Raw genomic sequence first — 22496 nt, forward strand, 5'->3', positions numbered from 1 at the left:
CGGCCTTCTGACCTGTTCCGCGTACGGTTTTGCGCAACCAAGCCCGCTGGCGTCCTGCCAGCGGGCTTTTTTGTCCTCACCAGACACGGCTATTCAGGATCCGAATGTCTTGTGAGACACGATCTAGGTCGCTGTTTTCCAAAGAATTATCAAAAAAATAATAAAAGCAAGCAGAAGTGTGACCAAATGCGCGCTTATCTTCGCTTTCTGTCAAAAACTTGACGCCTGATTTGACGACTGTTAACACTTCGCGCAGTTCTATGGTTGGGTAGCGTTCACTTTTTGACTATCCAGGGTGCAGGCGCGAGCCGCCCATCGCCGCAAGGTCCATAGCGCAACCAACCGCGGGGAATCGCCTGGCCGAACGGCCTTCCGATGGTGGGTGTTCGCCAAAAACCAGTCCAAACAACTCAGGAGTCGTGCGTCGATGAATCGGATTTATCGCAAGGTCTGGAACAAATCACTGGGCGTATGGGCCGTGGCATCGGAATTGGCCAGCGGTGACAGCCCCGGAGCCGTCGCTCCAGCCTCGCTCATCGACCGCCGCCAGAGCCTGGCCCTGGCCGCCGCCATCACCCTGGCGCTGGGTGGCGCCGGACTTGTCACCCCGCTCCCCGCAACCGCGCAGTCGGTCGAAGTCGGCCGCGGCGCTGCTGCACCCGCCGCCAAGGCGACCGCCATCGGCGCAGGCAGCCATGCCAGCGCGACCGGCGCAGTGGCCACCGGCGCCGACAGCAGCGCCAGCGGCGTGAACAGCAGCGCGATCGGGCGCCAGACCAATGCGATCGGCGAAAACGCCGTGGCCATCGGCTACAACAGTTTCGTGCGTCAGGCCGGTGAAAACGGCGTGGCGCTGGGCGCCAATGCGGGCGTCACCGGTGCAAATTCCGTGGCGCTGGGCGCAGGCTCGCGCACCCACGAAGACGACGTGGTGTCGGTGGGCAGCGGCAACGGCCGCGGTGGCCCGGCCACGCGCCGCATCACCAACGTCGCCGCCGGCGTCAACGCCACCGATGCGGTCAATGTCGCGCAGCTGCGCGACGTGGCCGATGTGGCCGAAGACACCGCAACGTTCTTCAAGGCAAGCCCGGGCGAAGACAGCGTCGGCGCCTATGTCGAAGGCGAGCGCGCCCTGGCTGCAGGCGATGGCGCCAATGCAGTGGGCATCGCCACCACCGCGCTGGGCAGCGGCGCCAATGCCGTGGCCGAGAACGCAACGGCAGTGGGGTTCAATGCACTGGCATCGGGCCAGAACAGCGCGGCCTTCGGCCATAACGCACAGGCCACTGGGCCGGCCAGCGTGGCCGTTGGCGGCGCGGCAGTGAACGAAGACGGCCAGCCGTTGATCACCAACGGCGGCGTGCCGGTCGATACCGGCGCCACCAGCGCCGGCGTCGGCGGAACCGCGGTCGGCGCCAGCGCCAATGCCGATGGCTTTGCCGCGTCCTCGTTCGGCGTCGGCGCGTATGCGGCCGGTGCGCAGTCGTCCGCGTTCGGCGCGGTAGCCAATGCGGCCGGCGATTACGCCACGGCCGTGGGCACGCAGACCAGCGCCAGCGGCACCAGCAGCACTGCTGTCGGTGGTCCGGTGGACCTCATCCCCGGCCTGGGTTTCTTCGTGCAGACCCAGGCCAGCGGCGAAGCGTCCACCGCGCTGGGCGCCGGTGCGATCGCGTCGGGCACCTACACCACGGCCGTCGGCACGCTCAGCGAAGCCTCCGGCACCGAAGCCACCGCCGTGGGCTACTTCGCCTACGCACCTGGCGAAGGCGCCACAGCGGTTGGCCCGGAATCCTGGGCCAGCGGCGAACTCAGCACCGCGCTCGGCTACTACAGCACTGCACGGGGCGCCAACTCGGTTGCGTTGGGTGCCAACTCGGTCGCCACGCGCGCCAACACCGTATCGGTGGGCGCGGCCGGCGATGAGCGTCAGATCACCAACGTGGCCGCTGGTACCGAGGGCACCGATGCGGTGAATCTCGACCAGCTCACCGCGGTGTCCGACGTTGCATCCACCACCGCGCGTTCCTTTGTCGCCACCGGCGATGGCGCCGCCGTTGCAGAAGGCGTCGACAGCGTCGCTGCCGGTTCCAATGCATCGGCCTTCAGCGATTACAGCACCGCGCTGGGTTCGAGCAGCGCGGCCTCTGCGCAGGGCGCAACTGCCGTTGGCAGTGGCGCCAATGCCACCACCGACAACGCCACGGCGGTGGGTTTCAACAGCGCCGCAATCGCCGAAAACACCACCGCGCTCGGCGGCAACAGCAGCGCTTCGGGCGAGTCCAGCACCGCAGTGGGCGGCGCAAGCCAGGCCACCACCAGCGGCGCGACCGCCCTGGGTTACGAAAGCATCGCCAACGGCGCCGATTCCACTGCGCTGGGTGTGGGCAGCGTGGCCTTCGGCGACACCAGTACGGCCGTGGGCGGCGCAAGCGTCGCGTTCGGCGATGACAGCGCCGCCTTCGGTGCCAATGCCGCCGCCGGTGGCAGCGCATCCACCGCGATCGGCGCAAACAGCAGTGCCTTCGGCGAGCGCACCGTTGCGCTGGGTAGCACCAGTAACGCGTCGGGCGACGACGCCATTGCGCTCGGTGCAGGCAGCCAGGCCTCCGCGCTGGGGACCACGGCGGTCGGCAGCAATGCCAACGCCAGCATCGCCAATGCCACGGCGGTGGGCTTCAACAGCAGCGCCGGCGACGACTACGCCACTGCGCTCGGCGGCGACAGCAATGCATCTGGCTATTTCAGCACTGCCGTCGGCGGCAACAGCATTTCCAACGGGCGTGGTGCAACGGCAATCGGTTACGAAAGCATCGGCAACGGCAGCGCATCGACTGCGCTGGGCTTTGCCAGCGTGGCATGGGGTAACGGCGGCACCGCCATCGGTACCGAAAGTGTGGCCTACGGCGATGACAGCACGGCAGTGGGCGCGAATGCGTTTGCGGCCGATACCGGCGGGATTGCGGTGGGCACCTATGCAAATGCGTATGGTCCGCGTGCCATTTCGCTCGGTGGCCAATCCAGCGCGACTGGCGATGACAGCATTGCACTGGGTTGGGGAGCGCAGGCTGAAAGCGAGCAGAGCATTGCGCTCGGCGCGGGCAGTCAAGCCGATGCGTACTCCACAGCCATCGGCAGCTACGCCAGCGCCAGTGGTTCCTTTGCCACGGCAGTGGGGAACAACAGCCGTGCCGTTTACGAAGCCACCGCGCTTGGTATCGCCAGCATGGCGTCGGGAGATTCCAGCACGGCCGTCGGCGCCTTCAGCGTCGCCGATGAGCGTGATGCAACGGCAATCGGTAAGGCAAGCATCAGCAGCGGAATCGCATCGTCCGCGCTGGGCTCCGCCAGTGTTGCGCGGGGTTTTAACAGCACCGCAATCGGTACCGAAAGTTTGGCCGATGGTGAACAAAGCACGGCGCTGGGCGCATATGCGCGGGCAAGCTACGATTCGTCGGTGGCGCTGGGCGCAAATGCGCGGGCAGACAACTACTATTCGGTCGCCCTGGGCACTTACGCCCTTGCGACAGGTGAAAGCGCCACGTCGATTGGCGGCCAGTCCTATGCGCCTGGTTACGAGAGCGTTGCCTTGGGCTGGCAATCCAACGCCTCGGGCGAGCGGAGCATGGGCCTAGGCGGCGGTGCAGTGGCATCTGCCGACGGCAGTGTCGCGCTGGGTGCGGGTTCGGTTGCCGATCGCGCCAACACGGTGTCGGTGGGCACGGCCGGCAGCGAGCGCCAGATTGCCAATGTTGCGGCCGGCACCGAGGGCACCGATGCGGTGAATCTCGATCAGCTCAACGCCGTGGCTGGCGCTGCGGAAAATACCGCGCGCCTGTACGCGGGCACCGGTGACGGCACCGCCTTCGCACAGGGCGACGACGCGACCGCGGCCGGTTCCAATGCCACCGCAGACGGCGATTACAGCAGCGCGTTCGGTGCCGGCAGCCAGGCCACCGCAATCGGTACGGTGGCCATCGGCAGCGGTGCCAGCGCCACGGCGCAGTACGCCAATGCGGCCGGTTACAACGCCGCGGCCAGCGGTTTCGGCAGCGTGTCCAATGGCGCCTTCAGCCAGGCCAGCGGCGACTACGCCGTGGCCGTGGGTGGTGAGAGCGAAGCAGCCGGCGCGCAGAGCACCGCACTCGGCGCAGCGGCAGGCGCGTACGGCGATGGCTCGCTGGCAGTTGGCGCGCTGAGCGAGGCGCAGGGCAGCGAATCCACCGCGATGGGCTATTTCGCCAGTGCCAGCGGCGAATCGGCCACCGCCGTCGGTGCGGAGAGCGTCGCCAACGGCACTAGTGCGGCGGCCTTCGGCTTCGGTGCCGAAGCCACCGGCAACTACACCACCGCCTTGGGCGGTTATTCCACCGCCAGCGGTTTCAACAGCACCGCGCTGGGTAATTTCAGCACGGCCAGCGGTTCCAACACGCTGGCCGTGGGTAGCGATGCAACCGCTACCGGCGCCTACAGCGTGGCGGCCGGCCAGGGCAGCGTGGCTAGTGGCTACAACAGCGTGTCGGTCGGCGGCGCGGTGCTCGGCCTGTTGCCGACCGAAGCTTCCGGCGATTTCTCCACGGCACTCGGCGGCGCGGCGTGGGCACCAGGCCTCAACAGCACCGCGCTGGGGAATTTCTCCGAATCCACCGGCGAAAGCAGCGTGGCGTTGGGCGCCGATTCGGTAGCCGATCGCGACTTCGCGGTGTCGGTGGGCAGTGCCGGCAATGAGCGTCAGATCACCAACGTGGCAGCCGGCACGCAGGGCACCGACGCGGTGAACCTGGATCAGCTCACCGCGGTTGCCGAAGCCGGTGCCGCCACCGGCAAGTACTTCCAGGCCAGCGGCAGCGACGACAGCGACGCCGGCGCCTATGTGGAAGGCGATGATGCATTGGCCGCTGGCGAAGGCGCCGCTGCCACCGGGACAGGCACCACCGCGTTGGGTGCAGGGGCGAAGGCAGTCGTCGACACCGCCACCGCAGTTGGCGTCGCCGCGCTGGCGGGCGGCATCGGCGCGGCAGCGGTGGGCAACAACGCTCAAGCAGTGGGCGAAAACAGCAGCGCGGTCGGCAGCAACGCTTTGGCCAGCGATATCGGCGCCACCGCGAACGGTGCCGGTGCCCAGGCGATTTCCACCTACACCACCGCACTCGGCAGCGAAGCGGTGGCCTCCGACAATCAGGCGACCGCTGCGGGTTTCCGCAGTGCCGCCTCCAATGTCGGCAGCGCCGCATTCGGTGGCTACAGCGAATCCAGCGGCCGCCTGTCGTCGGCACTGGGCTACGGCGCCGTGGCTTCGAGCGACTACAGCACCGCCGTCGGCGCTGCCTCGCTGGCCTCCGGCGCCAGCGCGGTGGCCGTGGGTGAATTCAGCGAAGCCACCGGCGACGAAAGCGTGGCGGTGGGCGGCAGCACGTTCTTCGGGTTCATTCCGGCGCGTGCGTCCGGCACCGGCGCGGCCGCCTTCGGTGCAGGTGCGTGGGCAACCGCGGACTACACCACCGCAATCGGCTGGAATTCCTATGCCGACGGCGCCAATGCGACTGCACTGGGCCAGAGCGCAGCCGCGCTTGCCGACAACACGCTGGCATTGGGTGGCGGCAGCCGCGCCGATGCAATCGGCGCCAGCGTGGTCGGTGTGGATGCATCGGCCACCGGCATCAACAGCACCGGCGTCGGTCGTCAGGTCAACGTCATCGGCGAAAACGCGGTCTCGGTTGGCTACAACTCGTTCGTGCGCCAGAGCGCGGTCAACGGCGTGGCCCTGGGTGCCAACGCCGGTGCAACCGGTGCCGATTCGGTGGCGCTGGGCTCCGGTTCGCGTACCTATGAAGCCGACACGGTGTCGATCGGCAGCGGCAATGGGCGCGGCGGTCCGGCCACGCGTCGCATCGTCAACGTCAGCGATGGCCAGGCGGCGACCGATGCGGTCAACAAGGGCCAGCTCGATGCGCTGACGGCCGATGTGCAGAACACCAGCAGCAAGTTCAAGACCACCGGCGATGCAGTGGCTTCGGCGACCGGCGAGCGCAGCACCGCTGCCGGCTCGGGCGCCGCCGCTACCGGCGCACGTAGTGTGGCCATCGCCTCCGGAAGCAGCGCGTCGGCCACCGGTGCCAGCGCGATGGGCGTGGACAGCAGTGCCAGCGGCGTGAACAGCACCGCGATGGGCCGTCAGACCAGTTCCATCGGCGAAAACGGCGTGGCGCTGGGCTACAACTCCTTCGTGCGCGAAAGCGGCAGCAATGCCGTGGCATTGGGTGCCAACGCCGGCGCCAGCGGTGCCGATTCGGTGGCACTGGGCTCGGGCTCGCGCACCTACGACGCCAACACGGTGTCGGTGGGTAGCGGCAATGGGCGCGGCGGTCCGGCCACGCGCCGCATCGTCAACGTCAGCGATGGCCAGACCGCCAGCGATGCGGTCAACAAGGGCCAGCTGGATGCATTGGCGGCCGATGTGCAAACCACCAGCGGCATGGTCAAGACCACCGGCGACGGCGTGGCCGTGGCAACCGGTGACCGCGCGACTGCTGCGGGTGCGGGCGCCACTGCCAGTGGTGCACGCAGTGTGGCCATCGCCTCCGGCAGCCGCGCGTCGGCCACCGGTGCCAGCGCGATGGGCGTGGACAGCAGCGCCAGCGGCGTGAACAGCACCGCGATGGGCCGTCAGACCAGTTCCATCGGCGAAAACGGCGTGGCGCTGGGCTACAACTCCTTCGTGCGTGAAAGCGGCAGCAATGCCGTGGCATTGGGTGCCAACGCCGGTGCCAGCGGTGCCGATTCGGTGGCGTTGGGCTCGGGCTCGCGCACCTACGACGCCAACACGGTGTCGGTGGGTAGCGGCAATGGGCGCGGCGGTCCGGCCACGCGCCGCATCGTCAACGTGGGCGCCGGTGCGATTGCCGATGCCAGCACCGATGCCATCAACGGTGACCAGCTGTTCCAGTCGTTGAGCAATGCGGCCAGCTTCCTTGGCGGCGGTGCGGCGATCGGCGCGCAGGGCGTGTTCGTTGCGCCGACCTACGTGATCCAGGGCGCCAGCTACAACAACGTGGGCGCGGCATTGACTGCGCTGGACAGCAAGGTCACCGAACTGGATGCGCGTGGTGGCAGCGCGGTTGCCGGCACGACGGCCGGCACCGCGTCGCTGCGGACCGCAACGGTGCCCGCGGTTGCCGCAACTGTCACGAGCGATGCGGCAGGCAACGTGAGCGCCTCCACGGCGACGAGCGGCGTGCATGGCACGCCCACCGCCGCCGTGGTCGGCAGCATCACGCCGGCGGCAACGTCCACGGCGGTCGGCACTGCTGCAGTGGCCAACCACGTCACCGGCACCGCGATTGGCGGCAGCGCGTATGCGCACGGCCCCAACGACACGGCGATCGGCAGCAATGCACGCGTCAATGCCGATGGCAGCACGGCGGTGGGCGCCAATACGCAGATTGCCGCGGTGGCCACCAATGCGGTGGCGATGGGCGAGGGCGCGCAGGTCAGCGCGGCCTCCGGCACGGCGATCGGTCAGGGCGCGCGTGCCAGTGCGCAGGGCGCGGTTGCCCTGGGGCAGGGCTCGGTGGCCGATCGTGCCAACACGGTGTCGGTGGGCAGCGTCGGCGGCGAGCGTCAGGTGGCCAATGTGGCGGCCGGCGTGCGCGCCACCGATGCGGTGAACAAGGGGCAGTTGGACAGCGGGGTTGCCGCAGCCAACAGCTACACCGACAGCCGCTACAGCGCCATGGCCGACAGCTTCGAAAGCTACCAGGGCGATATCGAAGACCGCCTGCGTCGGCAGAACCGCCGCCTGGACCGTCAGGGCGCGATGAGCTCGGCGATGTTGAACATGTCCGCCAGCGTGGCGGGCATCGCGTCGCAGAACCGCATCGGTGCCGGTGTGGGGTTCCAGAACGGCGAATCGGCGTTGTCGGTGGGCTACCAGCGTGCGATCAGCCCGCGCGCCACGTTGACGGTGGGCGGTGCGCTCAGCGGCGACGACAGCTCGATCGGCGTGGGTGCCGGTTTCGGCTGGTAACGCGGCACACGCACGCGCAGTTGCATCACACGCGGCGGCGCGCACATGCGCCGCCGCGGCAAGGCAAGGCCTGAGGGGGCGGGCAAGGACCGTGGCTAGGCCAGCCAACGGATTCGCATGGAGTGATGGCCGTACCAGGAGCGATCCACAGCAACAGCGCAGGCCGTTTGACGGCTGCGCGCCGTTGCCGACGTCGCTCCAAGCCTGATTCACGAAAAACACGAAGAGGATTTCACCGTGATCGACAAGACCTTCCGCCTCACCCCGCTGACCGGCGCCATCCTGATGATGGCCCTGGGTGCATCCGGCACCCTGGCTGCCGCACCGAAACTGCTGGTCAAGGAACCGACCCAGGCAGCGCCGGCCGGCGCCGCATTCAGTAGCCGCCTGATCGTGCGCTACAAGGACAACACTGCCGCTGCGACCGATCGCAGCAGCAAGCTCAATGCCGTGCAGGCCGCTGTCGGCCGCGTGGGCGCCAGTACCGGCGCACGCAGCGCTGCCGCCGCTGCCAAGGCGACGTATGTGCGCAAGCTGGGCATCGGTTCGGACCTGATCAGGCTGTCCAGCACGCTGACTGCCGCACAGGTGAACAAGGTGGTGGTGGAGCTGAAGAACGACCCGTCCGTGGCCGACGTGCAGATCGACCGCATGCTGCGTCCGATCGACATTCAGAAGAACGTGCCGGCCACCGACGTGAGCCCGCAACTGGTGCCCAACGACCCGCTGTACGCGCAGTACCAGTGGCACCTGAGCAACCCGACTGGCGGCATCAATGCGCCGGCGGCGTGGGACCTGTCGCAGGGCGCCGGCGTGGTGGTGGCAGTGCTGGACACTGGCATCCTGCCGGGCCACCCGGACTTTGCCGGCAACCTGCTGCAGGGCTACGACTTCATCACCGACGCAGAAGTCTCGCGCCGCCCGACCGATGCCCGCGTGCCGGGCGCGCTGGACTATGGCGACTGGGAAGAGGCCGACAACGTCTGTTACACCGGCTCGGTGGCACAGGAGAGCTCCTGGCACGGCACCCATGTCTCGGGCACCGTGGCCGAGGCCACCAATAACGGCATCGGCATGGCCGGCGTGGCGCCGAAGGCGACCATCCTGCCGGTGCGCGTGCTCGGCCGTTGCGGCGGCTACACCTCCGACATCGCCGACGCCATCGTGTGGGCGTCCGGCGGCACCGTCGAAGGCGTGCCGGCCAACACCAATCCGGCCGAAGTGATCAACATGAGCCTGGGCGGCGGCGAGCCGTGTGACTCGGCCACCCAGCTGGCGATCAATGGTGCGGTCTCGCGCGGCACCACCGTGGTGGTGGCGGCCGGCAACAGTGGCGAAGATGCGGCCAACCATTCGCCGGCCAGCTGCAACAACACCATTACCGTGGGCGCCACGCGCATCACTGGCGGCATCACCTATTACTCCAACTACGGCAGCAAGGTCGACCTGTCCGGCCCAGGTGGCGGTGGCAGCGTGGACGGCAATCCGGGTGGTTTCATCTGGCAGGCCGGCTACACCGGTGCGACCACCCCGACCTCCGGTTCCTATACATATATGGGAATGGGCGGCACCTCGATGGCGTCCCCGCACGTGGCCGGCGTCGTGGCGCTGGTGCAGAGCGCGTCCATCGGTCTGGGCGATGGCCCGTTGACCCCGGCCGCGGTGGAAGCCCTGCTCAAGCAGACCAGCCGCCGTTTCCCGGTGGCCCCGCCGGCCAGCACCCCGATCGGCAGCGGCATCGTCGATGCCAAGGCCGCGCTGGAAGCGGTGCTGGTGGAGCCGTGCGACCCGTCCACCGAGAGCTGCGCGCCGACCGCCATCGCCCTGACCAACAAGGTGCCGGTGACCGGCCTGAGCGGCACTGCCGGCAGCGCCACGCTGTACAGCTTCGAGGCCAAGGCCGGCGCCGTGCTGAGCTTCATGACCTATGGCGGCACCGGCGATGTCTCGCTGTACGTCAGCCATGAAGCCGAGCCCAGCGCCACCAGCTTCGATGCCAAGTCGACCCGCCCCGGCAACAGCGAAACCGTGCGCTTCACCGCGCCCAAGGCAGGCACTTACTACATCAAGTTGGTGGGTGCGTCGGCCTATGCGAAGGTGACGCTCGTTGCGCGACAGTAAGCGCATGCAATAGTGTGACCGATGCCCCCGGCTCATCACCGGGGGCATCGTTTTTCAGGGGGATTCAGATGCGTGCGGTTGATCGTCGCGGCAAACTGCTACAGTCGGCGCCGGACCAGTGGAGACGAGTGTGAACGCGGTTGCCGTCGATCCAATTGAGCAGCGAAGTGCCGAAACGCGCATCGTCGAAGCACTGCTTGAACGCCGTCGTCTGAAAGACTCCGACCTGCTGCGCGCGCGCCAGTTGCAGGCCGAGTCAGGCATGGGTCTGCTGGCCCTGCTCGGCCGTCTGGGCCTGGTGTCCGAACGCGATCACGCAGAGACCTGCGCCGATGTGCTCGGCCTGCCGTTGGTGGATGCGCGCCAACTCGGCGATACCCCGCCGGAAATGTTGCCGGACGTACAGGGCCTGTCGCTGCGCTTCCTCAAGCAATTTCATCTGTGCCCGGTGGGCGAACGCGATGGCCGGCTGGAGCTGTGGATCGCCGACCCCTACGACGATTACGCCGTGGATGCCGTTCGCCTTGCCACCGGCTGCGCATTGTTCCTGCAGGTCGGCCTGCGTTCGGAAATCGACGATCTGATCGAGCGTTGGTACGGCCAGGGCCGCAGCGCGATGGGCACCATTGTCGAAACCGCCGATGGCGATGCCAACAGCAACGACGACATCGAAGCGCTGCGCGATCTGGCCTCCGAAGCGCCGGTGATCCGGTTGGTGAACCTGGTGATCCAGCACGCGGTGGAACTGCGCGCCTCCGACATCCATATCGAACCGTTCGAAAGCCGGCTCAAGGTGCGTTACCGCGTCGATGGCGTGCTGGTGGAGGGCGAGAGCCCGCCGGCCAAGCTCACTGCCGCGGTGATCAGCCGCATCAAGATCATGGCCAAGCTCAATATCGCCGAGCGCCGCCTGCCGCAGGACGGCCGCATCATGTTGCGCGTGCAGGGCAAGGAGCTGGACCTGCGCGTCAGCACCGTGCCCACCGCGCATGGCGAAAGCGTGGTGATGCGCCTGCTCGATCGCGAAACGGTGGTGTTCGACTTCTACAAGCTGGGCTTCACCGAAGAGTTTCTGCCGCAGTTCCGCAAGGTGCTGGAGCAGCCGCACGGCATCATGCTGGTCACCGGCCCCACCGGCTCGGGCAAGACCACCACGCTGTACACCGCGTTGAGCCAGCTCAATACCTCCGACGTCAAGATCATCACCGTCGAAGACCCGGTGGAATATCAGATCGAAGGCATCAACCAGATCCAGGCCAAGCCGCAGATCGGGCTGGATTTTGCCAATGCGCTGCGCAGCATCGTGCGCCAGGACCCGGACATCATCATGATTGGCGAAATGCGCGATCTGGAGACCGCGCGCATCGCGATTCAGTCCGCGCTCACCGGCCACCTGGTGCTCTCGACGTTGCACACCAACAACGCCGCCGGCGGCATCACCCGCCTGCTGGACATGGGCGTGGAAGATTACCTGCTGACCTCCACCATCAACGGCATCCTGGCCCAGCGGCTGGTCCGCAAACTCGACCTGGCCAACGCCGAACGCTATGCCGCATCGCCGGAGGAGATCGACAAGTTCGATCTGCGCCGCCTGCAGCCGGAGGGCGAGATCTACCTGTATCGCCCGCGCCCCTCCGCCGCCGCACCCACCGGTTACCTGGGCCGCACCACCATCGTCGAGTTCCTGGTGATGAACGATGAACTGCGGCGTGCGGTGATGCGCCGCGCCGGCATGGGCGAGATCGAACAACTCGCACGCCAGGCCGGCATGCGCACCATGTACGAAGACGGCCTGTCCAAGGCCCTGCGTGGCGAAACCACTATCGAAGAAGTCCTGCGCGTCACGGAGGATGCGTGAGAGGGCCGGGACCGGGGACCCGGGACCGGGGGCCCGTGAACAGCCAAGGCAAGGGCGCGGTGGGGTGCTTCGTATTCGCTGACCAAGGCGCTGGCGCGTTTCGGTGCGGCAGTGGAGTGCTGCTGGCGGGACCCGGGAACAGCCTCGTCAACGGCGCTGTTGGTGAGGCCGCATGCGCCGACCAACGCGCTGCCAAGTCTCAGTGCTGCATCGTGCTGCGTTTCCCGTGTCCCGTGTCCCGTGTCCCTGGTCCCGGTCATTCCTGATGCCGCTCTACCGTTACAAGGCGCTCGACGCCCACGGCGAAATGCTCGACGGCCAGATGGAAGCGTCCAGCGATGCCGAGGTGGCGTTGCGCCTGCAGGAGCAGGGCCATCTGCCGGTGGAAACACGCCTGGCCACCGGCGAGAACGATTCGCCATCGCTGCGCATGCTGTTGCGCAAGAAGCCGTTCGACAATGCGGCGCTGGTGCAGTTCACCCAGCAGCTGTCCACCCTGATCGGTGCCGGGCAGCCGCTGGATCGCGCGCTGTCGATCCTGATGGATCTGCCCGAAGACGAAAAAAGCCGGCGCGTCATCGGCGACATCCGCGACACCGTGCGTGGCGGTGCGCCGCTGTCGTCGGCGCTGGAACGCCAGCATGGGCTGTTTTCCAAGTTGTACATCAACATGGTGCGCGCGGGCGAAGCTGGCGGCAGCATGCAGGACACGCTGCAGCGGCTGGCCGATTACCTGGAGCGCAGCCGCGCGCTGCGCGGCAAGGTGATCAACGCGCTGATCTATCCGGCGATCCTGCTGGCGGTGGTCGGCTGCGCATTGCTGTTCCTGTTGGGCTACGTGGTGCCGCAGTTCGCGCAGATGTACGAAAGCTTGGACGTGGCGCTGCCGTGGTTCACGCAAGCGGTGCTGAGCGTCGGCCTGTTGGTGCGCGACTGGTGGATCGTGCTGATCGTGGTGCCCGGCGTGCTTGGGCTCTGGCTGGATCGCAAGCGCCGCAACGCTGCATTTCGTGCGTCGTTGGATGAGTGGCTGCTGCGCCAGAAAGTGGTCGGCAGCCTGATCGCGCGGCTGGAAACCGCACGCCTGACGCGCACGCTGGGCACCTTGTTGCGCAATGGCGTGCCGTTGCTGGCGGCCATCGGCATCGCACGCAATGTCATGTCCAATCTGGCGCTGGTCGACGATGTGGCCACTGCGGCCGACGACGTCAAGAACGGGCATGGCCTGGCAATGTCGCTGGCGCGCGGCAAGCGCTTTCCGCGCTTGGCGCTGCAGATGATCCAGGTGGGCGAGGAATCCGGCGCGCTGGACACGATGTTGCTCAAGACCGCCGACACCTTCGAGCTGGAAACCGCGCAAGCCATCGATCGCGCACTGGCGGCACTGGTGCCCTTCATCACGCTGGTGCTGGCCTCGGTGGTGGGGCTTGTCATCATCTCGGTGCTGGTGCCGCTGTATGACCTCACCAATGCGATCGGCTGAGCGCAATGACCAACATCGCTGCAGCGCCGTCAGCCGGACCCGAGCGGGGCTCGGCATCGGTACGCATCGCTCGTACACTTCGGTGGCAATGCACAGCTCCATGACCGCAGTAACGGCTTCACGACAACTTTCCGGTGACCGCACGACACCCATGCGGGAACCAATGCAATGGCCGCCGTGTCCTTTGTTGGCGGCAGCATCCTTCATCGACGTGCAAGGAAATCGTTCATGATCAAGCGCTCCATCACCCGTAGTCCGTCGCGCGCAGGCCAGGCCGGCATGAGCCTGCTGGAAATCATCATCGTCATCGTGCTGATCGGTGCAGTGCTCACCCTGGTCGGTAGCCGCGTGCTCGGTGGTGCCGATCGCGGCAAGGCCAATCTGGCCAAGTCGCAGATCCAGACCCTGGCCGGCAAGATCGAGAATTTCCAGCTCGACACCGGCAAGTTGCCGGGCAAGCTCGATGACCTGGTGACCCAGCCCGGTGGCAGCAGCGGCTGGCTGGGCCCGTACGCCAAGCCGGTGGAACTCAACGACCCGTGGGGCCACACCATCGAATACCGCGTGCCCGGCGATGGCCAGCCGTTCGATCTGATCAGCCTGGGCAAGGACGGCAAGCCCGGCGGCAGCAGCTACGATTCGGACATCAAGTACCAATAAGCCCTCGCCATGCGCGTTGCGTGTCAGCCGTTGCGTCATCGGCATGGAGTGGTCGGCCCTGGTCGTCCGCGCACGCGTGGCACATCGTTGCTGGAAATGCTGCTGGTCATCGCGTTGATCGCCATGGCCGGCGTGCTCGCGGCCGCGGCATTGAACGGTGGCATCGACGGCATGCGCCTGCGCACCGCCGGCAAGGCGATCGCCTCGCAACTGCGCTACACGCGCACCCAGGCGATTGCCACCGGCACGCCGCAGCGGTTCCTGATCGACCCGCTGCAACGTCGTTGGGAAGCCCCCGGCGGCCATCGCGGCGACCTGCCCTCGTCGCTGCAGGTGCGTTTCACCGGCGCGCGCCAGGTGCAGTCGCGCGAAGACCAGGGCGCCATCCAGTTCTTTCCCGACGGCGCCTCCACCGGCGGCCGCATCGATCTGCAGGTGAAGGACGCGCGCTGGCGCGTGGACGTGGGCTGGATCACCGGCGAAGTGCGTTCGGGCCCATTGCGGACGCCGTCGCCATGAAGCGTCAGCGCGGTTACACCCTGATCGAAGTGATCGTGGCCTTCGCATTGCTGGCGTTGGCGTTGAGCCTGTTGCTCGGGTCGTTGTCCGGTGCCGCACGCCAGGTGCGCGCGGCCGATGAAAGCACGCGCGCCACCTTGCACGCACAATCGTTGCTCGCCCTGCAGGGCATGGACAAGCCGCTGGTGCCCGAGCAGCAGCAGGGCAGCTTCGAGAACGGGCATTTCCGCTGGTCGATAGATGTGCGCCCGTACGACGAACCGCGGCGCAACCCGCAGGCGCCGGTCGCGCCGGGCGCGCACAAGTTGCTGCAACTGACCCTGGTGGTGCGCTGGGGCGAGCAGCCCAATCAGATGCTGCAGTGGCGCACCTTGCGGCTGGTGGCCGCCACCGCGCAGGACGGCGCCTGATGCGCCGTTCGCGCAGTGCAGGGTTCACCCTGATCGAGGTGCTGCTGGCCACCATGCTGCTGGTTGGCGGCCTGGCGCTGGCCTTTGCCACGCTGCGCTCGGCCAGCGCAGTGAGTCAGCGCGGCGAGGCGATTGCCCAGCGCAGCGAGCGCGTGCGCGCGGTGGAAGAATTCCTGCGCCGCCGTCTGGCGGCCGCGTTGCCGCTGGCGATGAGCATCGACCCGCAGAGCCAGCAGCCGATGCTGTTCGTCGGCGAGCCGCAGCGCATGCGCTTTGCCGCCGACGTGCCGGATTACCTGGGGCGCGGCGGCCCGTATCTGCATGACCTGGCGGTGGTCGGCGACGGCGAGCAGCGCACCTTGCAGATTGCCTTGACCATGCTGCAGTCGGGCAAGTCGATCGAAGAAGGCAGTGCGCTGCCGCCGGAGCCGCTGGCGCAGGACGTGCAGCAGGTGAACTTCCGCTATCGCGGCATGGACCCGCAGACCGGCCGCCTGAGCGCATGGTTGCCGCAGTGGGAATGGCACGACCGCCTGCCGCTGCTGGTGCGCATCGACATCCGCAGCGGCGATGCGGCATGGCCGTCGCTGGTGGTGGCGCTGCCGCAATCCAGCAACCCCGGAGCAGGGCAATGAACCGGACGCGCGGCGCGGCGCTGGTGCTGGTGTTGTGGCTGATTGCCCTGCTCACCGCGATGATCGGTGCGTTCGCGCTCACCGCACGCGTGGAAGCGTTGCAGGGCAGCATGCTGCGCAACGGCGCGCAGGCGCAGGAATACGCGCGTGCTGGCCTGGAATACGCACTTTCGCGCTTGCAAAGCACCGATACCCAGGCACGCTGGCGCGCAGACGGCCGGCGCTATCGTTGGCAGCTGGACGATGCCACGGTGGAGATCCGCATCACTGACGAAAGCGGCAAGGTGGATCTGAACATGGCCGAGCCAGCGCTGCTGGCCGGGCTGGTGCGTGCGGTGGGCGGCGAACAGGGCCGCGACACGCGCATTGCCGGCGCCATCGTCGATTGGCGCGATGGCGATTCGTTGAGCCAGCCCGGCGGCGGCGCGGAAGATCGCGATTACGCCGATGCCGGGCTGCCGTACGGCGCAAAAGACAGCCCATTCGAAACGCTGGGCGAATTGCGCTTGGTGCTGGGCATGGACAGCGAGTTGTATCGCAAGCTGCTGCCCAACCTCACGCTGTACAGCGGGCGTTCGCGTCCCGAAGCGCGCTTCGCGTCCGGTCCGGTGCTCACCGCGATGGGGCTGGATGCGCAGCAACTGCTGGCGCAGCGTGACGCGCCGCTGGGTTTGCCGGGCAGCGAGGCGACGGTCGGTGGGTCTGACACTTATAGTATCGAGAGCCGGGCGCGACTGAGTCAGGGACGCGAGGCTGTGTTGCGGGCGGTCGTGTCCACCAGCGCGTCCGCCGTACCAGGATCGGCCTACACCGTGTTGCGTTGGGAAGAGGGAGCAGCAGTGCAATGACCGCATGGCGGGATACCTTGGGTCGTATCGGCGTACGCGCCATGCCGGGAGCCGGAGGCTTCTGGCGTTGGTGGCAACAATCGCTGCTGGCCTGGCTGCCGCAACGGTGGCAGTGGCAGTTGGGTCTGTCGCAGGCACGCCTGTTGTTGCAGCTCGATGGCGACACCTTGCAGTTGCTGCGCCAGCGCGACCATAGCCGCGAGGCGGTCGCCAGCCTGCCGTGGCCGGTGCAGCCGCAGGAAGTCAACGCCGTGCTGCCGAGTGCGCTGGATGGGTTGCCGCGGCATTGGCTGCTGCCGTCGGCGAATGCGCTGCGGCGCCCACTGCGGCTACCGGCCGCCGCCGCCGCACGTCTGCAGGACGTGGCGCGTTTCGAGATCGACCGGCAGACCCCGTTCACGGCCGACCAGGTGTATTTCGATGCGCGCGTGCTCGACGTGCGCGAAGACGGCCAGCTCGATGCCGAACTGGTGGTGGTGCCGCGGCGCATGATCGACGGCCCGGCCGGCGTGCCCGATGCCTGGACCGGCGCGTTGTCCGGCATCGACGTGGCCGACACCCAGGGTGTGCCGCTGGGGGTGAACCTGCTGCCGCCGGCGCGCCGGCTGCGGCGCAGCGACCCCATGCAGCGCTGGAACCTGATGCTTGCCGCCACCGCGCTGGTATTGCTGGCAGTGGCCGGCTGGTTGCTGCTGGACAACCGGCGTCAGGCGGCCGACGACCTGCGCGCCAAGGTGCAGGCCAATGCCGCGCGTGCGCGCCAGGTGGCCGCCGAACGTCAGCAACTGATGGACCTGGTCGAAGGCGCCAACTTCTTCCAGAAACAGCGCGCCACGCGTCCGACCTCGGTGGAAATCTGGGACGAGCTGAGCCGGCGTCTGCCCGGTGGCACCTATCTGGAAAAATTCTCGGTCGAAGGCGGGCAATTGCAGTTGATCGGCTTGAGCAACGAAGCCTCCTCGCTGGTGCGCCGTCTGGAAGGCTCGCCGTTATGGCGCACGCCCTCGCTGACCGGCGTGCTGCAGAGCGATGCCGGTCGCAACGTCGACCGCTTCACCATCACTGCCGAGCTGGCCGGCCCCGACGCCAAGGAGGCGGCCGATGCCACGCAGCGTTAAGCGCGATCGCTGGATCGCTTTGGGATTGTTGCTGCTGGTGCTGGGCGTGGCGTATCTGGTGCTGGTGCACCCGTGGTTCACCCAGCCGATGATCGCCGTGCAGGACGACCTGCAATCGCTGCGCGAGCGCGAACTGCGCGTGCGCGTGCAGCTGCAGCAGGCGCCGGAAGTCAGCAAGCGGCTGAGGCAGGCACGCCAGACGCTGGAAAGTCGCCCGGGCTTCCTGCCGGAAACCTCCGCCGAGCTGGCCTCGGCCGGGCTGGTGCAGCGGCTGGAACGCGCGGTGGTGGAAGCCAGCCCCGGCAACCGCAGCTGCGCCATCAGCAACCGCTCGCCGCTGCAGCCGGAGAGCAAGGATCGCTTCACCCGCGTGGCCGTGCAGGTGCGCCTGCGCTGCGGCACGCCGGAGCTGGCCTCGGTGTTGTACAGCCTGGAAAACGGCACGCCGCGGCTGTTCGTAGACAACCTCAATGTCATGGCGCAGCGTTACCAACTCTCTCCCAACGAAAGTGGCAACGGGCTGGATATCGCCTTCGAACTGGCCGGCTACCTGCGCCCCGGCGCCAGTGCCGCACCGTTGAACACCGATGCCGCGCCCGCCGCCGCCGGGGAGGCCAGCAATGCGCCTTGACCTGATCGGTTTACGCACCTGGTTGCTGGCCACCGTGGTCGGCTGGGCACTGCTGGTGTGCATCCTGGCGGTGGCCGGCCTGGGCAAGCGCGTGGAGCTGCTGCCCGACGACCCGGCGCTGGTGCAGCGCCTGCCCACGTTGCCGGCACCGGCGCCGGAACGGCTGGGCGCGTTCGAGAAATATTCGGAGATCGCCGCGCACCCGGCCTTCGCCGAGGACCGCCTGCCGCATCCGTTCTTCCTGTCCGGCAACGATGGCAGCGGCGCGGCCTCGACGGTGCGCCTGACCGGCGTGCTGCTGACGGAAAACTTCAAGATGGCCACGCTGACCCTGGACCCGCAGGATTCGGTGCGCGTGCAGCTCGGCGGCGACGCGGTCAAGGGCTGGCGCCTGCTGGCCCTGCAGCCGCGCAGTGCCACCATCGAAGGCCCCAGCGGCACGCAGACGTTGAAGCTTGAGGTGTTCAACGGCCAGGGCGGGCAACCGCCCACCGCCAATGCCGCCGCGCGCGGGGCTGCGGGCGCCACCCCGCCGTTGCCCTCGCCCGACGCAGCCGATCCTGCCGCCACGGCGCAACCGCCGCAGCCGCAGCCGGCCACCCCGCCGCAGCATCCCGGCGGGCAGGCCCCGCCCACGGTGCCGCCGCAGCGCAGCGATGGCGCCCAGGAAGCCCCACGCCCCTCCGACGATCAGATGCGTGCCATCCGCGAACGCATCGAAGCCCGACGCCGCCAGCTGCAACAGCAGCGCCAGAGCGGCTCTACCCCCGGTCAGACCCAATGAGTGAACGCATGACGCCGCGCCTGTTTCCCGTGTCCCTGCTGATTGGCCTGCTGGCCGGTTGCGCCACCACTCCGCCGCCGGACGTGCGCCGCAACGCGCGCCTGGACCCGCAAGTCGGCGCTGCCGGCGCCACCCAGACTCCCGCCGAACAGCGCGCCGACGGCGATGCCAACGCCAAGCCCAGCCCGGTGATCCGCCGCGGCAGCGGCACCATGATCAACCAGAGTGCGGCTGGCGCGCCGGCGCCCACGCTCGGCATGGCCAGCAGCGGCAGCGCCACCTTCAACTTCGAAGGCGAATCGGTGCAGGCCGTGGTCAAGGCGATCCTGGGCGACATGCTCGGGCAGAACTACGTCATCGCGCCGGGCGTGCAGGGCACCGTGACCCTGGCCACGCCCAACCCGGTCTCGCCGGCCCAGGCACTCAACCTGCTGGAGATGGTGCTGGGCTGGAACAACGCCCGTATGGTGTTCAGCGGTGGCCGCTACAACATCGTGCCGGCCGACCAGGCACTGGCCGGCACCGTCGCGCCCAGCACCGCATCGCCGTCGGCCGCACGCGGGTTCGAAGTGCGCGTGGTGCCGTTGAAGTTCATTTCCGCCAGCGAAATGAAGAAGGTGCTCGAGCCCTATGCACGGCCGAATGCCATCGTCGGTACCGACCCCGCACGCAACGTCATCACCCTGGGTGGCACTCGCGCGGAGCTGGAAAACTACCTGCGCACCGTGCAGATCTTCGACGTGGACTGGTTGTCGGGCATGTCGGTGGGCGTGTTCCCGATCCAGTCCGGCAAGGCCGAAAAGGTCTCTGCCGACCTGGAAAAGGTGTTCGGCGAGCAGAGCAAGACGCCCAGCGCCGGCATGTTCCGTTTCATGCCGCTGGAAAACGCCAACGCCGTGCTGGTGATCACCCCGCAGCCGCGCTACCTGGACCAGATCCAGCAGTGGCTGGATCGCATCGACAGCGCCGGCGGCGGCGTGCGGCTGTTCTCGTACGAGTTGAAGTACATCAAGGCCAAGGACCTGGCCGATCGGTTGTCGGAAGTGTTCGGCGGCCGCAGTAGCGGTGGCGATTCCAATGCCTCGCTGGCGCCGGGCGCCGAGAGCAGCGTGCTCGGCGGTCAGCTGGGTAATCGCGACAGCACGATGGGCGGCAGCTCCGGCCTGACTGGTGGCAGCGTCGGCGAAAGCGGCGATGGCAGTGGTTCGGGCAGCTTCGGCGGTAGCAGCGCCATGGGTGGCGGCAGCAGCGGTAGCGGCGGCCTGGGCAACGGCAGCCTGCAGCTGTCGCCGCGTAGCAACGGCAATGGCGCCGTGACGCTGGAAGTGCAAGGCGACAAGGTCGGCGTGTCGGCAGTGGCCGAAACCAACACCTTGCTGGTGCGCTCCACCCCGCAGGCATGGACGTCCATCCGCGATGTCATCGAGAAACTCGACGTGATGCCGATGCAGGTGCATATCGAGGCACAGGTGGCTGAGGTGAATTTGACGGGTGCGCTGCAGTACGGTGTGAACTGGTATTTCGAGAATGCAGTGAGCGTGCCAGTGACATCCGGTGGGCCTGGCCTGCCACCCGCTGTAGGACGCGGCATCTGGGGCGATATTGCAGGTACCGTCACCAACGGCGGCGTGGGCTGGACGTTTCTCGGCAAGAATGCTGCAGCAGTCATCAGTGCCCTGGATACGGTCACCAATTTGCGACTGCTGCAGACACCGTCAGTCTTTGTGCGAAACAATGCCGAAGCGACGCTCAATGTTGGCTCACGCATTCCGATCAATTCCACGTCGATCAATACTGGCCTGGGCAGCGACAGTAGTTTCTCGTCGGTGCAATACATCGATACCGGTGTGATCCTGAAGGTGCGCCCACGCGTCACCAAGGACGGCATGGTGTTCCTGGATATCGTGCAGGAAATCAGCACCCCGGGCGCACGGCCTCAAGCGTGTACGGCAGCAGCCACAACCACCGTCAACAGCGCTGCTTGCAATGTCGATATCAATACGCGTCGTGTCAAAACCGAGGCGGCAGTGCAAAGTGGTGACACCATGATGCTGGCCGGCCTGATCGACGACAGTACGACCGATATCAGCGCTGGCGTGCCATTTCTCAGCAAGTTGCCGGTTGTCGGCGCCCTGTTTGGTCAGAAAAATAAAGATACCAACCGCCGTGAAGTCATCGTCTTGATCACTCCCACGATCGTGCGCAACCCGCAGGAAGCGCGCAATCTCACCGACGAGTACGGCCAGAAGTTCAAGGCCATGGAGCCGCTGAAACCCAGCCAGAAGCCGCAATGAGTGCGGCACTGCCCGTCGTGCTGGTGCCGGTCGGCACCGACGACGAGGCCCTGGACGCGTGCCTGGGTGCACTGGATGCGGCCACACCTGCAGGCACGCGGGTGTGGCTGGCCGACGACGCGCAGGCCGGCCCGCGCGGGCGTGCGGTGATCGAACACTGGTTGGCACGCACTCGATTGCAGGCCCATCACACCCGTCGCCAACGCATGTTCGGCGAGGTGGCGCATCTGGATGAAATGCTCAGCGCCTGCGGCGACGCCGATGTGGTGGTGTTAGGCGTGGACGCCTGCCCATTTCCGGGCTGGTTGAGTCAGTTGAGCGCGTGCTTTGCGCGCGATGCGGCGATCGCCACGGCCACGCCATGGAGCAATGTGGGCGAAGCCTGCAGTTGGCCGCGGCTGGGCGAACTCAACCCGTTGCCGGATGCGCCGGAACGGTTGGCCGCTGCCTGTGCGGCCATGCCGCCGTTGCACCCGGAGCTGCCTTCGGCGGTCGGCCACGCGGTGCTGTTGCGGGGCACCGCGCGACGCAAGGCCGGCGGCCTGGATGCCAGCAGCTACGGCTCGTGGTACGCCGCGCTGGTGGACCTCAGCCTGCGCATGGGCGGGCTGGGCTGGCGCAATGTGTTGTGCGACACCGCCTTCGTCGCCTCCCCGCACGAGGGCCGCCCGGCCGATGGCGACATGGATGCACTGGCCACCCGCTGGCCAGCCTGGCATGCCCGCCTGGCCAACTTCCTGATGCACGACCCGCTGCGTGCGCAACGCGAACAACTGAGTCGGCTGCTGGCCGAACTGCCGCCCCCCGATCCGCAACGCATGCTGTTCGACGCCTAGCCGTCCGCAATCAAGGCCTTCCACGCATGCCGGTGGTGGTGCAGCGGCGTCGCGATGACGGACGAGACGTCGCGATCACGCAAGAAGATGCAAGGGCAAAACCACTGCGCAGTGGTCAGCACACGCAGCTGCTGCCCGGTACAGCACACAGCACAGCGATCCGCATTTGCGCCGCTCGCCGCCTGGTGTCAGCTGCAAGACCATAATCACCAAGACACACGCAACACTGCCGATAGCAGCGCATGCTTTTCCCGATTCCCGATTCCCGATTCC

Annotated in this window: 13 protein-coding genes and 1 pseudogene; all 14 read left to right on the forward strand. The window is 67.4% G+C overall.

Going from position 1 to position 22496, the window contains the following annotated elements; genetic code table 11:
• Positions 1-427 precede the first annotated feature (427 nt).
• Positions 428-7936, forward strand: a pseudogene (locus tag ACCQ10_RS03970) (ESPR-type extended signal peptide-containing protein); the annotation flags it as partial.
• Between the two features lie 327 nt (positions 7937-8263).
• Complete coding sequence (locus tag ACCQ10_RS03975) at positions 8264-10147, forward strand: diffusible signal factor-regulated S8 family serine peptidase (protein ID WP_372362298.1); 1884 nt, start codon at positions 8264-8266, stop codon at positions 10145-10147.
• Between the two features lie 130 nt (positions 10148-10277).
• Positions 10278-12005, forward strand: coding sequence for a type II secretion system ATPase GspE (gspE, locus tag ACCQ10_RS03980; RefSeq protein ID WP_047697705.1), 1728 nt, complete (start codon positions 10278-10280; stop codon positions 12003-12005).
• A gap of 265 nt (positions 12006-12270) precedes the next feature.
• Positions 12271-13488 (forward strand): type II secretion system protein XpsF, encoded by a 1218-nt coding sequence (gene xpsF, locus ACCQ10_RS03985; protein ID WP_039408345.1) that lies wholly within the window; start codon positions 12271-12273, stop codon positions 13486-13488.
• Positions 13489-13716: 228 nt separating this feature from the next.
• Entirely contained in the window at positions 13717-14148 is a 432-nt protein-coding gene (gene gspG, locus ACCQ10_RS03990; RefSeq protein WP_039408341.1) for a type II secretion system major pseudopilin GspG, read from the forward strand.
• A gap of 9 nt (positions 14149-14157) precedes the next feature.
• Positions 14158-14667 carry a type II secretion system protein XpsH gene (gene xpsH / locus ACCQ10_RS03995; RefSeq protein ID WP_039408337.1) on the forward strand — a complete coding sequence of 170 codons (510 nt, stop codon included), beginning with the start codon at positions 14158-14160 and terminating at the stop codon, positions 14665-14667.
• Positions 14664-15077 (forward strand): type II secretion system protein XpsI, encoded by a 414-nt coding sequence (xpsI, locus tag ACCQ10_RS04000; RefSeq protein WP_372362299.1) that lies wholly within the window; start codon positions 14664-14666, stop codon positions 15075-15077. Before xpsH ends, xpsI begins: the two co-directional genes overlap by 4 nt.
• Positions 15077-15712 (forward strand): type II secretion system protein J, encoded by a 636-nt coding sequence (locus tag ACCQ10_RS04005; RefSeq protein WP_372362300.1) that lies wholly within the window; start codon positions 15077-15079, stop codon positions 15710-15712. Before xpsI ends, ACCQ10_RS04005 begins: the two co-directional genes overlap by 1 nt.
• Positions 15709-16560, forward strand: coding sequence for a type II secretion system minor pseudopilin (locus ACCQ10_RS04010; RefSeq protein WP_372362301.1), 852 nt, complete (start codon positions 15709-15711; stop codon positions 16558-16560). Before ACCQ10_RS04005 ends, ACCQ10_RS04010 begins: the two co-directional genes overlap by 4 nt.
• Positions 16557-17678 (forward strand): PilN domain-containing protein, encoded by a 1122-nt coding sequence (locus ACCQ10_RS04015; RefSeq protein ID WP_372362302.1) that lies wholly within the window; start codon positions 16557-16559, stop codon positions 17676-17678. Before ACCQ10_RS04010 ends, ACCQ10_RS04015 begins: the two co-directional genes overlap by 4 nt.
• Positions 17662-18309, forward strand: a complete 648-nt coding sequence (gene gspM, locus ACCQ10_RS04020) for a type II secretion system protein GspM (RefSeq protein WP_039566153.1) — start codon at positions 17662-17664, stop codon at positions 18307-18309. Before ACCQ10_RS04015 ends, gspM begins: the two co-directional genes overlap by 17 nt.
• Entirely contained in the window at positions 18299-19093 is a 795-nt protein-coding gene (gene xpsN / locus ACCQ10_RS04025) for a type II secretion system protein XpsN (RefSeq protein WP_372362303.1), read from the forward strand. The genes gspM and xpsN overlap by 11 nt, the downstream gene beginning before the upstream one ends.
• The gene (gspD, locus tag ACCQ10_RS04030) at positions 19090-21387 is read left to right on the forward strand and encodes a type II secretion system secretin GspD (RefSeq protein WP_372362304.1); all 2298 of its coding nucleotides are present in this window, start codon (positions 19090-19092) and stop codon (positions 21385-21387) included. Before xpsN ends, gspD begins: the two co-directional genes overlap by 4 nt.
• Positions 21384-22223 (forward strand): glycosyltransferase family 2 protein, encoded by an 840-nt coding sequence (locus ACCQ10_RS04035; RefSeq protein ID WP_372362305.1) that lies wholly within the window; start codon positions 21384-21386, stop codon positions 22221-22223. The genes gspD and ACCQ10_RS04035 overlap by 4 nt, the downstream gene beginning before the upstream one ends.
• Positions 22224-22496 lie beyond the last annotated feature (273 nt).

The organism is Xanthomonas sp. NCPPB 1325 (assembly GCF_041477645.2).
GTDB lineage: Bacteria > Pseudomonadota > Gammaproteobacteria > Xanthomonadales > Xanthomonadaceae > Xanthomonas > Xanthomonas cannabis.